This window comes from Bartonella fuyuanensis, assembly GCF_014197255.1.
In the GTDB taxonomy this organism is placed as follows: domain Bacteria; phylum Pseudomonadota; class Alphaproteobacteria; order Rhizobiales; family Rhizobiaceae; genus Bartonella; species Bartonella fuyuanensis.
Genome location: NZ_JACIFE010000002.1, coordinates 13,168 through 29,344, shown reverse-complemented (window position 1 = coordinate 29,344; position 16,177 = coordinate 13,168). Strand labels below are relative to the sequence as shown.

The following is a 16,177-nucleotide window of genomic DNA, read 5'->3' as shown; positions in this document are numbered from 1 at the left end:
GACTACTTTATGATAATGTTAAATCAAGTATTTTTAGATGTAAAACTTCAAGCTTAGAGAGGGGATGTTAAAAAAGGTTATAATTTGTTATGCGAATAAGACGAAAAAATATCCATAAAAGCTGTATGATTTTAGGTGCGTTGTCGGTCTGTATACCTTCATTTGCTGTTGCACAAAACAGTGAGAAGGATGTTGTAACTGAACTTAAACCAATCCTTATTAAAGGAAAAAAAATAGAGAAAACTAATTCAATAACTATTCTGACTGATCGTAAAACCAACAAGAATATTGATGAAAAACAAATAAGTGATGTTTATGACGTTAGTCGCCTTAACCCTTCGGTATCCTATAACTCAGAAAATAATAGTTTCGTTATTCGTGGCTTAGATGCGAATCGTGTTCTTACAACAATGGATGGTATTTCTCTTCCATGGTTTGATGATATATTGCGTGGGGGTGGTGGAAATACAACTTTTGATTTCAATGCACTTTCTACGTTCGACACTATTCAAGGATCAGATTCTAGTCTTTATGGTTCTGGTGCACTAGGGGGGATAATTGCGTTGCGCACCCTCAATCCTGAAGACCTTATCGCCAAAGGAAAGAATTGGGGAAGCCTTATAAAAGGTGGTTATCATTCTGTTGATAATAGTTGGCGCATTAATCAAGCTTTTGCTGTACGAAATTACCAAACATTTTTGCTTTTTCAAGGATCTCATATAGAAGGCCATGAGCGCAAAAACATGGGAACAATCGAAGGATATGGAGAGCGTACGCGTAAAAACCCTTCTCATTTTGATAAAAATAATTTGCTTTTTAAAATTCATCAATATTTGAGTGATAATCATCGACTTGGTTTTACTGCAGAGCGTTTTAGCCATAATAGTAACACGCATTCATTAAATTCATCTAAAAGATATGCTCCAGGTTCTGTTTATGAACGGGATAAGAAACTTCGTGAGCGCTTTTCTCTTTCTTATAATTATAATGGTAATGGCGACACAGTTCTTGATGCATTTCGTGGATTATTTTATTGGCAAAGGCAATCAAATCATTACGTTATGACTGGTGTTCGTATTGCAGCACCCAAAGGGGATTATTTGAGAGATAATTTCTTGTATAATACCAATTATGGTTTCAATGCTGATTCTCTTAAAAAAGTGAATTTTGGCAGTGTAAGCCATACATTAAAATTTGTGACGAATGCTTCATCATCTAAATTTCATCACTATTTGTTAGGAAAAGATAATTGTCATGTAAAAGAATACGCTCGAGGATGTCTTTTTGTTCCTGCTAATCGGTCAGATTCACCAGATACAAATGGTTACAATTTGGGTTTTGTTTTTGAAGATGAAATTAGTTTGGCTGATGATCGTTTTCGTATAACGCCAGGTGTCCGGTATGATTGGTATAAATATGTTCCTCAAAAAACATCCTCCTATGAAAAAGCGCTAATTTCTGATAAGTTTCCTCCGAAAAGAAATGGGTCACGCTTTTCTCCTAAATTGCGTATGGAGTGGGATATTCGTGATCAAGTAACATTCTATGCTCAGTGGGCACAAGCTTTTCGTGCACCACGTATTTCAGAGCTTTACGTTTCTTATATCAAACCTTCTGCGTATTACGTGAAGGGCAATCCCGATCTTCAGCCAGAAACAAGCAATGGGTATGATGTTGGTCTACGCTATGGAAATGAAAATTTCAGTGGTTTCTTCAATGCCTTTATCAACCAATATAAAGATTTCATAGATACTGAAGATAGAGGTCCGTCAGAAGAATTCAAATTTGCGCGTCGACATTATATGAATCGTTCGCAAGTGAGAATTTTTGGTTTTGAAACAAAAGCGCATTTAGATCTTAAAAATGGTTTTCATAGCAATGTTGCTCTTGCCTATTCAAAAGGCAAAGATCTTGACAAAAATGAATACCTTAACTCTATCCCCCCTTTGAAAACAGTTATCGGATTAGGGTATGCAAAAGAGGTATGGGGAAGTGATATTATTTTTACTTTGGCAGCAAAACGTGACAACGTAGCTGAAGGATCTGACTACCAAAAAATTCCAGGCTACCATATCGTTGATATGATAGGGTGGTGGAAACCATTCGGTGAAACGGGACCTATTCTAAGAGCTGGTATTTATAATATTTTCAATACAAAATATTGGAATGCATCGGATCTGCCCTCAGGGAATAGTACAACACCGAAGGATTATTATAGTCAGCCTGGTCGTAACTTTAAGATGTCATTCGTGCAAAAATTTTAATCATTTCTTTTAACTATTAAAAATTATATTAATAAAGGATAAATCGTTTGTATTTCTATTTTCAGCATCTTTAAAATTACAAAAATTTTATAGAGAATTTTAAATTCTTTCTATTTTATCGTTTTTTGATTGTTTTGCTATTGGGAGTAGAGATACATTTTGTAATAGAATGAACTCTTTAAGAGTTCATTCTATTTCCTTGGAATTGTAAAATTTAAAAATTAGTTCTTGAGTTCAGTAACATAAGGTGAAATCCATGACACATACAGCTGAAATGATTATTCGCTTGCGTGAAGAAAAAAAAGAAATGCGAAACCGTGATTTTGCAGTTTCTATTGGTATATCTGAAGCAGAGCTTATTGCAGCCTATTGTGCAATTGGAAAAGCAAAAAGACTACAAACTGATGTTGCTACTCTATTGGAAAATGCTCCTCGACTTGGAACAGTCATGGCATTAACACGCAATGAACATGCTGTTCATGAAATAACAGGGTGTTTTGAAAAAATCATTCAAAACCAACATATTACTATAACACTCGGTAAAATTGATTTGCGTATTTTTACAAAACAATGGAAATTTGGTTTTGAACATGATGTCATCCTTCTTGGGAAACCTGCAAAAAGCCTACAATTTTTTGATCAACATGGCGTTGCTATTTTAAAAATCTATTCTAAAGATATGACAAATATGGAAGAATGGGATAAACTTGTCGAAAATCTTCTTCTTGAAAACCAATCTTCTGTTCTTGATGTTCTTCCTGTTTCTCTCCCAGTTCAGTGTGACATAACAGAATTAGATATTGAAAGATTTCGGAATTGTTGGCGGAAAATGACAGATGTGCATCAACTTCAAAAAATTATTTCTGAATTTAAGATTAGTCGACATCATGCTGTAAAATACGTTGGTAATGAATTTGCCAATGAATTACACGTCGAAGCTATTGAAATGATGCTCAACCAAGCTGCACGACGGGAAATACCGATTATGTGCTTCGTTGGTAATAAAGGATGTATTCAAATTTTTAGTGGGATCGTAAAAAATATTAAGAAAATGGGACTTTGGCTTAATGTTCTTGATCCAGAGTTTAACCTTCATTTACTCACATCTGGGATTGATAGTGTGTGGCATGTTCGCAAACCTACCAGTGATAGTTATGTCAGTTCACTTGAGGTTTTCGATAAAAATGATGAAATGATTGTTCAATTCTTCGGCATGCGCAAAGAAGGTCAAAAAGAGCGCGAGGATTGGCGTTCTTTATTGAAGTCCCTTCCTCCACATAAAGAATTAGTCGTCGCTTAGAAAGATAAAATATGCTTACACTTCTTTTACGCAGGCAACTAAGTTTTCTTCTTTTTTTTATACTGCTTTCTCTTAGTTTCTTTTCTCAACGACTCATCGCTGAACCTACCACGCGTTTTTCTGAAAATGCACGAATTGTCTCTATTGGTGGCTCTCTTACAGAAATTGTTTATGCATTAGGAGCTCAAAATCAGCTTGTTGCCCGTGATAGCACAAGTGTTTATCCCAAAGAAGCTCTCAAACTTCCTGTGCTTGGCTATATGCGTACTCTTTCACCTGAAGGTGTTCTATCTCTTGCTCCAGAAGGCATCCTACTCGTTGAAGGAAGTGGGCCTCCTTCAACAATTGAAATTCTTAAAAAGACATCAATCCCTATCGTAATCATACCAGAAAACTATTCTCGAGAAAGTGTAATAGAAAAAATTCGCCTTGTTGGAAAAGCCATCCATCGTGAAGCACAAGCCGCTGAATTAATTCAAAAAGTGAGCCGTGCTTTTGTAGACAATGATGCTCTTCTGGCAAAAGTAACAAAACCAAAGCGTGTCCTTTTTATTTTCTCTGTACAGAATGGGCGCGTTATGGCATCCGGAACAGATACAGCGGCTGATGGTATTATAAAACTTTCAGGTGGTATCAACGCCATTACTGATTATAAAGGGTATAAACTTCTCAATAACGAAGCATTATTGAAAGCAAATCCCGATGTTATTTTGCTTATAAAACACAATGAAAAATCCATTAATCTTGAAAAACTTTTAGCTATACCCGCAATTCAAGCAACAATTGCAGCCCAAAATCAGGCTATTAAACAAATGGACGCTATGTACCTTTTAGGATTTGGTCCGCGTACGGCAGACGCATCAAGAGACCTTATTCATATACTTTATGGCGCAAACTAAAATGACAAAAACAGATAAATTGGTCGATAATACATCTGAAATAAAAAAAACCAAAAAAATGAATCGCGAACATTTAAGAAAAGTATTCTTATTAGGTTTAATAATATTCCTTATCTTTAGCATTTTAAGCGGACTTTTAAATGGTGCTTCAAATACTTCTTTCTTTGATTTTCTTTATATCATGTTTACGCAAGAATTTTCTGTAAGTAGTAAAACGCGTGATTATCTCATATTTATTGAAATAAGATTTCCTCGCGTAATCCTAGGGTTACTGATCGGAGCAGCTTTAGCTGTCTCTGGTGTCATGATGCAAGGGCTTTTCCGTAATCCTCTTGCAGATCCTGGAATTGTAGGTGTATCAGCAGGAGCAGGTCTTGGTGCTGTTTTAGCAATCGTTGTAGGTTTTGCCTTTCCTGTTTCATTTGCACCTTTTTTAGAGCCTTACAAAGTTATCATAGGCGCTTTTTTGGGTGGACTTTTATCAACGATTGTTCTCTACATAATAGCAACGCATCATAGTTTTACCTCTATTGCAACCATGCTGCTTGCTGGTATTGCTCTTGGTGCATTAAGCAGTGCAGTTATCGGAACATTGATTTTTATCGCAAATGACCAACAACTACGCGATATCACTTTTTGGAATCTTGGCTCTCTTGCGGGTGCTACATGGTTGAAAGTATGGCTCGTTCTCCCTTTCATCTTTATTGGTCTTCTTTTCTCTCCTTTTTTATCACGTGCACTTAATGCTCTTGCACTCGGAGAGGCTGTTGCAGGCCATATCGGTTTCCATATTCAACGAGTTAAAAATATTGCTATTCCTCTTGTTGCCCTTATGTGTGGTAGTGCTGTTGCTGTCAGTGGTGGTATTGGTTTTATTGGTATTATTGTTCCGCATATTTTACGTCAAATCATTGGTCCTGATCACCGCTATCTCATTCCTTACTCTGCTCTCTTGGGAGCCGCATTACTTATCTTTGCAGATACATTTTCCCGTTTAATTGTTGCCCCTGCAGAATTGCCAATTGGAATCGTAACAGCACTTTTTGGTTCCCCCTTCTTCCTGTGGATCCTTATATGCAAACGAGGAACAAACTTTTCATGATTGAAGCAATAAATGTCTGCGTTCAGCGCGGAAAGAAGCAGATTCTTAACCATATTAATTTTCAAGCTAAAAGTGGTGCTTTTACCATTATTATCGGTCCCAATGGTTCAGGGAAAAGTACTTTTATCAAAGCACTGAGTGGGGAAATTCCTTACAGTGGGAAAATAACCTTAAATGGATATGATATACACCAAACAAAAACTTATGAAATGGCAAAGATGCGCGCTGTGCTGCCACAATCAACAACGCTCGTATTTCCCTTTTTAGTCTATGAAGTTGTACGGCTTGGCCTTTATGTAAATCAATTTACCATTGCCAAAGCTGAACTGCAAAATCTTATCCAAAAAGTTTTAGAGCGCGTTGATCTTTCTGATTATGGTAACCTGTATTATCACCAATTATCAGGCGGAGAACAAGCAAGAGTACAACTTGCTCGTGTTCTTTGCCAAATCTGGAAACCCATTTATAATGGAATTCCTCGTTGGATGATATTAGATGAACCTATTGCTAGTCTCGATATTCAACATCAACTTATCGTTATGGATATTGCTAAACAATTTGCCCATTCTGGTGGTGGCGTTCTTGCTGTCCTTCATGATCTCAATCTCGCAGCACATTATGCAGATAACATGATCTTATTAAAAGAAGGAGAGATTTATTGCAAAGGAAATGCAACTAATGTTTTGACAACAAAAAATCTCCGCGATGTTTATCATTGTTCCTTAAATGTTTCTGAATTACCTAAAAAAGACATTCCATTCATACTTCCTCAAACAGCATCCCCCTATGAAATTAGATCCTAAACATATCGATTTTAATCGAGAAATTAAAGTACATAGCCAAATGAAAATAATCCCCCAAATACACACAAATACCTCTTCTATAATAATTATATGTATTATTTATACTTTCTAAGTACAGTTAGAAATCTATTGCCTTTCTCCACTCCATAAAAGATTTATTTATAGCTTAATAGTGTTCTTTTCTCATAACACATAATTTTTGCTTTAGCTCTTTTTATCGATAAATACATATTGATCATTTATCTGCCTCTATAGTCAATAAGAATATCAAAGATAATCATATTTTTACTCTTCTCCCTCTATAAAAAATTGTTTATTAGTACATCCAAAGAGTTAAACTATTCAATGAAATCCTTTCAAATGAATTGAATAATAATTTCTGTAGATCCCTTAATACAAAAACAATGCAGCATATAGGAATAACGAAAGGGTATAATAATCACGTTTATCTGTTTCTTCACAAACATACAACGTTTGTACTCAAAGAGTATAGCATTTACAGATAAAACCTACACCACGGTAACGCAAAGAAATTAACAACAAGATAATAAATCCCTTTATGAGATAAATTAACTCATCCAAGGGAAACTGTTTTTTCACAACAACATATTATAAATATTATACTTTCTCATACCTCCGATTAAATAATTTTATCACTTCTATTCCATCAAAATACTTTATGAGAAAACATATCTCTACATTATTTAACGGCAAATTTTGAATGATTTTTACACATTTTCTCCATATCATCATATGATGTGCTTTTTTAGAATAACTTATATTCTTAACTCTCTCTTCCAATCATTTTTAAATTGTTTTTTGCCTCCCCCAAGGATCATCTTAACAGTCTAGGTTTTCTCTTCACATACACATAAAAAATAACGCGGAATTGCTCCGCGTTAACAAAATTATCAGGATATCTAGATTATTCATTACCCAATCATACTCATGATTTTATAGCATAAACAACGGTCGTATTAACAGGACGCGTTTCTTCCTCCCCCGTTTGAGAAAGAGTCACCTTGTGTGTATGCGCACCAGAAGTATCTGTTATCCCTCTCAGAGTCTCATTAAAGCTATAATAATCCGATGATCTTCCAATATCACCAACTGCAAACCCTACTGTTTGATACTTAAACTTGTGTGTGTGTTCTCCTGCTGTTTCAATTTTCCCAATATGTGTATGCGATTTTATGCTATCTTGTTGTAGATCTGCAAATTCTCTACCTCTATCCAAACCCCGACCAGCATCAAAACCGCGTAAAAATATTCCTCTAAAATCAGGAACTTTAAAAGTTACACTACTCTCTTTTCCCCATTGATCACCTATTGCCTTGAATAACTGTGGATAATCTTCACACCTATAGGTCTTACCATCACATAAAAGCCAACCATGTGGCACATTTTGCGTAGCAAATGTTGCAATGAATCCAGCAGGAAAATTTTCTATCTTTGGTGGTGTAGGATTTAACAAATACCAACCCTCATGCTCTTTTATTAAAACACTCTTATTATATACTATTTCATAAATGCCACCTGTTTGCAGTTCTCCCCCTTCTAATGGTAGAATCCCCGCATAAGTGGCTTTATAGATAAGCTTTTCTCCTATATTATTCACAGTTACTGTCGTCGTGCCAATATTCACGCCACGAGCTTTAAAACGTATAACGATATCATCGTTGTATTTCTTTATAGGTGAAACAGTCTTTAAGGTAATTAATGTTGTCTTAGCGCTCGTATTTACCACAAAGTTTGTATCAATAGATCCTCCACTATCTGCAAGATATTCACGCACACGCTGCATCATCGCCCGCGCGCTATCATTAACAGAACTAGGCGGCTGACCTTCTGCCCAATTAATGATACTATCTGAATGAGCATTTTCATCAGCCTTTAATGACCAATCGTAAATATTAGACATTCTAAATCCCCCATTATTTTCATAATTTTTCTAACAATTTCTCATTCTGTGCACTAAAATATGCTGCCACTGTTTATGGCTACATTATAATCACTGCACCATACGTATTCCCGCATTTTATCTGTCTTCACTCCCTCCAATTTAATAACCTAAATTCATCAACCATTTTTCATAACATCAGCCTTAATGTTTCCACTTCTAATGGATAACGGATCCACCTTATCTGAGGTTACTTAATATTTTTTGTTACTTTTCTATTGTTAATCGTTATGATTGCAGATTTTGTATTTCGTGACAAAGTATTAAAAACACCGATTGAAATTCCCTTTATAACGAATTTCATATAACTATTATTGAATGTAATAATCTGCTATCCACACAGAAAATTTCTACTTAAAAAATTCTCTTTTTTAATAGCCTAAACCTATCTCATTGCTATCTTATACGATATGTTTTAGATGAAGATTCTTTATCTTTTTACTATCATTTTTATTAAAATTCTAAAAGTTAGATTCAAATTCTTTGCATGCTTTATTATATTATTCATATACAGACAGTTTAAAATGTTCTATTTTATCTAATTTATTCCTGAAATTATTTTACTAGATCGATCTTAATATTTTTGGAAAAAGTTTCTTTTTAACCTAAATACGCCATAAAGATTATATTCAATATAATAACTTCTTCATCCTTTAATTAAACTGTAAATGAAACAATTTAAATACTTAAAGAAATATCACAAACCTTCACCAAATCTGAAGATTATATCCGATCTCCATACAGATATTTAAGAAACATAACCTTGCACTCTAAAAATTTTCACAAACACACATCGTTAGTTTAAAAAACCAACGCTCTGTAACCAACTTCTCTCTTTATACACTTAGCTCACCCCTCACCATTATTATATTTTATTCTATGTATATTTTTTTTGCAAGAACAATAAATCATTCTAAACAGCATCCTGCAATTATTAGTGTTCTCCTTAATGCATAGAACGATCAAAATATGACATATTAGGAAATGATTTTTAAAGTAGGCACAATAAGAGAATTATTTTACAGTATTCTGAATTATTATTCAATATAGAATAAAGCCAAATCAAAACGCTAAACGATCTACTTTCTTCTTGATAATCTATTTTTAATTTTACTATTTTATAAAATAAGCACCATTATAATTCATCAAATTTATAATACATTCTTTTATTATTAAAAAACACACAAAAATATTTCAAAATATATCTTTGTGATTGACAATGTCAGTATTTAAGCCAATCATGTTTATGCTAATATAAAGTGTTTACATGGGGGAGTGCAGTTATTATTCCAAAGATATTGCATTAAGCTTTTCAAAAAAATTCTTAAGCTTTATTGAAGGTAACTTACTACAAACTATTATAAGCATTTCTTCATTCAAAAGTACAGAATTGATCATTTGGATATATCCCCGTTAACATCACACTTTAATTTTTGAACTATGTGTTTAGAAGGAAAAAGTTTGTGCCCAAAAATATTCCATCAATCAGTTGCAGCTCCTTTCCCGCCTCACGCAAAGTTTATCATCAGAGTCCTCTTTTTTCTGATGTGCGTGTTCCATTGCGTGAAATTTTATTGACCGATGGTAGTGGTGAAAAACCTTTAAATGTTTACGATACTTCTGGCCCCTACACCGAGAAAGATGCCATCATTGATCTTACAAAAGGTTTACCCGCAATTGGCTCATCCTGGCTCTCCAAGCGCGCTGATACTGAACCTTATCCTGCACGTTTAATCAAACCCGAAGATAATGGATTAATCTATGATAACTCTCCTATACCAGTATTTGAACAAAAACGACCTGTTTTACGAGCCAAAAGTGGCAAAGCAATTACGCAAATGGCGTATGCACGCGCAGGTATTATTACTGCCGAAATGGAATATGTTACTATACGAGAAAATGAAGGGTTAGCGATAAAAGGCCAACAAAAAGCGCACTCAGATATAGTGGGTGGTAAAATACCAGAAATTTACACAGCGGAATTCGTTCGTAATGAAATTGCAAATGGACGAGCTATCATTCCCCAAAATATCAATCATCCAGAATGTGAACCAATGATTATTGGACGTAATTTTCGTATTAAAATTAATGCCAATATTGGCAATTCAGCAGTCACTTCATCGATGGCGGAAGAAGTTGATAAAATGATTTGGGCTATTCGTTGGGGAGCAGACACAGTCATGGATCTTTCGACAGGAAAAAATATTCACAATATTCGTGAATGGATTATTCGGAATTCTCCTGTACCCATTGGAACTGTTCCTCTTTATCAAGCGCTTGAAAAAGTACAAGGTGTTGCTGAAAATTTAACATGGGATATTTTTCGCGATACTCTTATTGAACAAGCAGAACAAGGAGTTGATTATTTCACAATTCATGCCGGATTAAGATTACCATTTATTCCTCTGACCATTGATCGTGTAACAGGTATTGTTTCACGAGGCGGTTCAATTATGGCAAAATGGTGTCTTCATCATCACAAAGAAAGTTTTCTCTATGAACATTTTGATGAAATTTGTGATATTGCAAAAACCTATGATATTTCTCTTTCATTAGGAGATGGCTTACGCCCTGGCTCTATTGCCGATGCCAATGATGAAGCACAATTTTCTGAACTTAAGACTTTAGGAGAATTAACAAAAATTGCTTGGGAAAAAAATGTACAGGTTATGATTGAAGGACCGGGACATATCCCAATGCACAAAATTAAAGAAAATATGGAGCAGCAATTAGATCTCTGTCATGAAGCACCTTTTTATACTTTAGGACCTCTTACAACTGATATCGCTCCTGGTTATGACCATATTACATCAGCAATTGGTGCTGCTATGATTGGATGGTTTGGAACCGCTATGTTATGCTATGTCACACCTAAAGAACATTTAGGACTTCCCGATAAAAATGATGTCAAAACTGGAGTCATCACTTATAAAATCGCCGCTCATGCTGCTGATCTTGCAAAAGGTCTGCCTAGAGCACAATTACGCGATAATGCTCTTTCACGTGCACGATTTGACTTTAGATGGCATGATCAATTCAACCTGTCTCTTGATCCAGAAACAGCTTGTACCTTTCATGATGAAACAATGCCGAAAGACGCTCATAAATTGGTGCATTTTTGCTCCATGTGTGGACCCAAATTCTGTTCTATGCGTATTTCCCATGATATTCGTGATACTGCAATAAAAAGTGAAGGTATGGCTGCTATGGCTGAAAAATATCAAGAAAATAATGACCTTTATATTGATACTACTGAAAAAAAGAAAGTAAATAGTTGAAGAATATTCTTATCAAAGGTGCTGGGATTGCTGGTTTAACCGTTGCTTTTATGTTACAACAAAAAGGTGCTCGTGTTACTGTATCAGCTCCACTCCACTCTCCTATAGGGTCATCCAGCTGGTATGCAGGCGGGATGCTCGCTCCTTATTGTGAAAAAGAAAATACTGAACAGATTGTGGAAGACCTTGGTGTCCAAGCTATACAATGGTGGCGCCAAACATTTCCAGATCTTGTTACACAAAAAGGTACTTTAGTTGTTGCTCCTACACGCGATAGAGGAGAACTTGAACGGTTTTCACTTCGCACACATAATCATAGAACCATAAACCATGCGGAAATAATTCAGCTTGAACCAGATCTTGCAGAACGTTTTGATTGTGCGCTTTTTTATGAAAGCGAAGCGCACCTTGATCCCCGCAAAGCACTTATCGCTTTAAAAGAAAAACTGATAGAAAATGGTGTATATTTTGTTGATCTCAAAATATCTGAAACAAATTTTGATATAATCATTGATGCAACAGGAATAGCACATTTAGGAAAAGATAAAAATCTACGGGGCGTGCGTGGTGAAATGCTACTCGTGCGGAGTACAGATATTAAAATTTCCCGCCCAATTCGTCTCCTCCATCCACGTATACCACTCTATATTGTTCCGCGGCAAGATGATATTTTTATGATTGGAGCGACAATGATTGAAAGTGATTTTGGTGGTGCAATTTCTGTAAGATCCATGATGGAATTGCTTAATGCTGCCTATACATTACATCCTGCTTTTTCCGAAGCAGAAATTGTTGAATCCGGCGTTGGTGTTCGTCCAGCTTATCCGAATAACTTCCCTTCCGTATGCAAATATGGTAATCATATTTCAGTGAATGGATTTTATAGACATGGCTTTCTCTTATCTCCAGAAATGGCAAAACGAGCGATGAAATTAGCATTGGAATAAAACATGCAAATATTTGTTAATGGTAAAACAATTCAAACGGAAACCTCTTTTCTCAGTCTCTTGCTTGTGGAGTTAGGATATGAAGGGGATTGGCTAGCGACTGCTGTTAATGCTGAAGTTATTCCTGTAGATGCACGCGACCAATTTATTTTGCATGAAGGAGATAAAGTAGAAATTTTAAGTCCAATGCAAGGAGGTTAATATTATGTTGAATCTTTATGGGCGTAAATTCTCATCCCGTCTTATGTTAGGTACAGCGCAATATCCTTCTCCTGTTGTCCTTCGTGATGCCATTCACAAATCGAATACAGAAATTGTAACCGCTTCATTACGTCGAGAAAGTGCAGGTGGAAAACAAGGAGGGCAGTTTTGGCAATTTCTTCAAGAACTCGATCTAACAATACTTCCTAATACCGCTGGTTGTTATACTGTTAAAGAAGCTGTAACGACAGCTCATTTAGCTCGTGATCTCTTTAAAACCTCTTGGATTAAACTCGAAATTATCGGTAATTCAGATACCTTACAGCCAAACGTTTTTTCTTTAATTGAAGCCGCAAAAATTTTAAACAGTGAAGATTTCAAAATTTTTGCCTATACAACTGATGATCTCATTGTTGCTGAAAAACTCTTAGATGTTGGTTGCCGTGTCATTATGCCTTGGTGTGCACCTATTGGATCAGCAAAAGGCCCTCATCATACCGATGGACTGCGTTCCATCCGTGCTTATCTTCCTGATGTTACCCTCATTGTTGATGCTGGCATTGGACGCCCATCCCATGCCGCTATTGCTATGGAACTCGGTTATGATGCGGTCCTTCTTAATACCGCAATTGCTAAAGCAGGTGATCCTATTTTGATGGCTGAAGCGTTTTCTAAAGCTATTCAAGCAGGTCGGATGGGATATAAAGCAGGCATTCTTGAAGCCCGCAATGTAGCAATCCCTTCAACGCCCATTATTGGTAAAGCCGTATTTTGATGAAATTGGATCCATTTTACCTCATTGTTAACAATGCTGATTGGATTGAACGTTTGATTCCTTTTGGTGTTAAACTCATACAATTGCGTATGAAAGACAAAGATCTTAAAATGATCAGTCAACATATTAAGCATGCAAAAAACATATGTGATAAATGGGGCGTACAATTAATTATTAATGATCATTGGAGCCTAGCAATCGATGAAAAATGCGATTTTATTCATCTTGGACAAGAAGATTTAAGCAATGCTGATCTCCTTGCAATTCGTAAAAATGGTATAAGATTTGGTCTTAGTACCCATGATGAACATGAATTGGATATCGCGCTCTCTGTTAATCCTGACTATATCGCTCTTGGTCCTATTTATCCAACAATCTTAAAAAAAATGAACTGGAATCCCCAAGGGTTAGAAAAAATTAAAGAATGGAGAAAACGAATTGGTGTTTTACCTTTCGTTTGCATCGGTGGTTTAACACCAGAGCGTGCAATAGATGTCTTGAAAATAGGAGCCAATAGCGCTGCTGTTGTAACCGACATTATTCTCCATAAAAAACCTGAAGAGCGGATACAACAATGGATCAAGGTAACGCAACCATGGCGTTAATCCCTTCTATTCTCATTGTTGCAGGCACAGATCCAACAGGAGGTGCTGGCATTGTTCGTGATATAGAAACAGCTACATATTTTCACATCAAAGCTAATTTGGCCATCACATGTGTGAATGTACAAAATGATAATCAGGTTACTGAAATTGTGCCCATGAATGAAAAACTTATCGCCGCACAAATGCGCATAGCCTTAGAATCTAATCCTGTAAGCGCAATAAAAATTGGTATGACAGGAAATCAAGCAATTATAGCAGCAATTTGCCATGTACTCGAAGATTATCCTCAGATTCCAGTTATTCTTGATCCCGTCCTGGTTGCCTCATCAGGAGGAAAACTGACAACAGAAAAAGTCATAGAAATTATGATCAATCGGCTTCTCCCACACATTACTCTTTTAACACCAAATCGAAACGAACTCGCTCTTCTTAGCCAAAGTCCATTGGCATCTAATGATAAGCAAGCAATACAACAAGCAAAAAAACTTTTGTCATTGGGAGCTCGCTCTATTTTAGTAAAAGGCGGACATGCGGAGGGGCCTCTTGCAATTGATAGCTTCATTGACAAAATTGAAGTCATCAATATTTCTACTCCACGTTTAAAAGGAACAATGCGTGGAACAGGTTGCATTCTATCAAGTGCTATTGCAGCGCATTTAGCATTAAATGAACCTCTCATTTCAGCTGTAAAAAAAGCAAAAGAATATATCCACACATTGCTTTTAACCCATTGTGAAAAAAAAATTTAAAGTTTTATTATGTTTAAAAAATATTTATTCTTTAATTATAATAAATAATATTATTTAAATAGAAAATTATTAACAAAATAAAAAATTATACTTAAATTTATAAATAAAACAGTATGAAATTTACTTTCATAAATTATTAAATATAGACTATAATGCTCAAAAATGTTATTGTTTACATCACTTGCGTTCAGTAAGAAGTTCTTTTACTATAAAGAGATCAATCTGTTTTTAAAGTTAAAATAGTACTTTAAAAGATTTTTCCATTTTAAAATGTATATAATCACAAACGCCTATACTATACGATCTATCTTTTTTGTGGAAAAAATGTTGTTATCATTTTTATAAAATAACGACGAACAAATATGTTTATAAAACTTGAAGGATAATTTTGTTTGATCTATAATCTCTGGATCATTAGAAAAAGTAAAATGTTAAATCAAACGCCGTACTCAATTTCCTATGAAGAACTCTTAAACTTTTATAAAGAAAGTGGTGCGGATGCCGTTCTGACAGACTTCCCTATTGATCGTTTTAAGCAGTCTGCTTGTTCAGAGAGAAAATTAACGCCTGTTGTTAACATTTCTGGTAATCAACAAACATCTGCCAAAACATCTCCAAGCGTAAAATTAGATAATCATCCACTGTATAACTCTAATCCTATACACAACGAATCCGCTGCTATAGAGAGTGCAAAAAGTGCAAAGACACTTGATGAATTAAAATCTGCCCTCCTTGCATTTAATGGCTGTTCACTAAAATTGACAGCGAAAAATACCTGTTTTTCAGATGGAACAGCAGGAAGCCCCCTAATGCTCATAGGTGAAGCACCAGGACGAGAAGAGGATATACAAGGAATTCCTTTTGTGGGAAAAGCAGGGATGTTACTTAATAAAATTCTCGCATCAATTGGTTTAACAAGAAATAATGTTTACATTGCCAACACTATTCCTTGGCGTCCACCAGGAAATCGTACACCAACACCAAGAGAAGTGGCATTGTGCCGCCCTTTTATTGAGCGGCACATTTCTTTAGCACGTCCTCGTGTTCTTATAGCACTGGGAGGCGTTGCTGCACAGTTTCTTACCGGATCTCAAAATGGGATTATCCGAACAAGAGGGAAATGGCATATCTATGAAAGCGAAGATAATATAAAAATACCTGTTATGCCAACTTTTCACCCTGCTTACCTTCTTAGAACCCCTAGTCAAAAGAAGCTTACATGGATAGACTTCTTAGAAGTAAAAAATCGCCTCGACAGCCTTTTGTAATTCTTTAATCCTATCTTGCTTCTAAA

The 16,177-nt window shown here is 35.5% G+C and carries 13 protein-coding genes; 12 read left to right on the top strand and 1 reads right to left on the bottom strand.

Going from position 1 to position 16,177, the window contains the following annotated elements; translation table 11 throughout:
- Window positions 1–89: 89 nt before the first annotated feature.
- The 5 genes from GGR08_RS01550 to GGR08_RS01530 all read left to right on the top strand — a co-directional run bounded on the left by GGR08_RS01550 (window position 90) and on the right by GGR08_RS01530 (window position 6,368).
- Window positions 90–2,264 (top strand): TonB-dependent hemoglobin/transferrin/lactoferrin family receptor, encoded by a 2,175-nt coding sequence (locus GGR08_RS01550; protein ID WP_183193664.1) that lies wholly within the window; start codon window positions 90–92, stop codon window positions 2,262–2,264.
- A 256-nt stretch (window positions 2,265–2,520) separates the two neighbouring features.
- Window positions 2,521–3,564, top strand: coding sequence for a hemin-degrading factor (locus tag GGR08_RS01545; RefSeq protein ID WP_183193663.1), 1,044 nt, complete (start codon window positions 2,521–2,523; stop codon window positions 3,562–3,564).
- 11 nt (window positions 3,565–3,575) lie between these two features.
- Window positions 3,576–4,463 (top strand): heme/hemin ABC transporter substrate-binding protein, encoded by an 888-nt coding sequence (locus GGR08_RS01540; RefSeq protein ID WP_183193662.1) that lies wholly within the window; start codon window positions 3,576–3,578, stop codon window positions 4,461–4,463.
- A 1-nt stretch (window position 4,464) separates the two neighbouring features.
- A complete protein-coding gene (locus GGR08_RS01535; protein WP_183193661.1) occupies window positions 4,465–5,565 on the top strand; it encodes a FecCD family ABC transporter permease in 1,101 nt (366 codons plus the stop codon).
- The gene (locus GGR08_RS01530) at window positions 5,562–6,368 is read left to right on the top strand and encodes a heme ABC transporter ATP-binding protein (RefSeq protein ID WP_183193660.1); all 807 of its coding nucleotides are present in this window, start codon (window positions 5,562–5,564) and stop codon (window positions 6,366–6,368) included. Before GGR08_RS01535 ends, GGR08_RS01530 begins: the two co-directional genes overlap by 4 nt.
- Before the next feature lie 946 nt (window positions 6,369–7,314).
- Here GGR08_RS01530 and GGR08_RS01525 read toward each other — a convergent pair.
- Window positions 7,315–8,289, bottom strand: a complete 975-nt coding sequence (locus GGR08_RS01525) for a phage tail protein (RefSeq protein WP_183193659.1) — start codon at window positions 8,287–8,289, stop codon at window positions 7,315–7,317.
- Window positions 8,290–9,791: 1,502 nt separating this feature from the next.
- Here GGR08_RS01525 and thiC point away from each other — a divergent pair.
- The 7 genes from thiC (at window position 9,792) to GGR08_RS01490 (ending at window position 16,151) form a co-directional block, all read left to right on the top strand.
- Window positions 9,792–11,606 carry a phosphomethylpyrimidine synthase ThiC gene (thiC, locus tag GGR08_RS01520; protein WP_183193658.1) on the top strand — a complete coding sequence of 605 codons (1,815 nt, stop codon included), beginning with the start codon at window positions 9,792–9,794 and terminating at the stop codon, window positions 11,604–11,606.
- Window positions 11,603–12,553 (top strand): FAD-dependent oxidoreductase, encoded by a 951-nt coding sequence (locus GGR08_RS01515; RefSeq protein ID WP_183193657.1) that lies wholly within the window; start codon window positions 11,603–11,605, stop codon window positions 12,551–12,553. Before thiC ends, GGR08_RS01515 begins: the two co-directional genes overlap by 4 nt.
- Before the next feature lie 3 nt (window positions 12,554–12,556).
- The gene (gene thiS, locus GGR08_RS01510; protein WP_183193656.1) at window positions 12,557–12,754 is read left to right on the top strand and encodes a sulfur carrier protein ThiS; all 198 of its coding nucleotides are present in this window, start codon (window positions 12,557–12,559) and stop codon (window positions 12,752–12,754) included.
- A 4-nt stretch (window positions 12,755–12,758) separates the two neighbouring features.
- A complete protein-coding gene (locus GGR08_RS01505; protein WP_183193655.1) occupies window positions 12,759–13,529 on the top strand; it encodes a thiazole synthase in 771 nt (256 codons plus the stop codon).
- Complete coding sequence (locus tag GGR08_RS01500; RefSeq protein WP_183193654.1) at window positions 13,529–14,134, top strand: thiamine phosphate synthase; 606 nt, start codon at window positions 13,529–13,531, stop codon at window positions 14,132–14,134. Before GGR08_RS01505 ends, GGR08_RS01500 begins: the two co-directional genes overlap by 1 nt.
- Window positions 14,125–14,883, top strand: coding sequence for a hydroxymethylpyrimidine/phosphomethylpyrimidine kinase (locus GGR08_RS01495; protein ID WP_183193776.1), 759 nt, complete (start codon window positions 14,125–14,127; stop codon window positions 14,881–14,883). The genes GGR08_RS01500 and GGR08_RS01495 overlap by 10 nt, the downstream gene beginning before the upstream one ends.
- A 428-nt stretch (window positions 14,884–15,311) precedes the next feature.
- Window positions 15,312–16,151 (top strand): uracil-DNA glycosylase, encoded by an 840-nt coding sequence (locus GGR08_RS01490; RefSeq protein ID WP_183193653.1) that lies wholly within the window; start codon window positions 15,312–15,314, stop codon window positions 16,149–16,151.
- The last annotated feature ends 26 nt before the right edge of the window (window positions 16,152–16,177 follow it).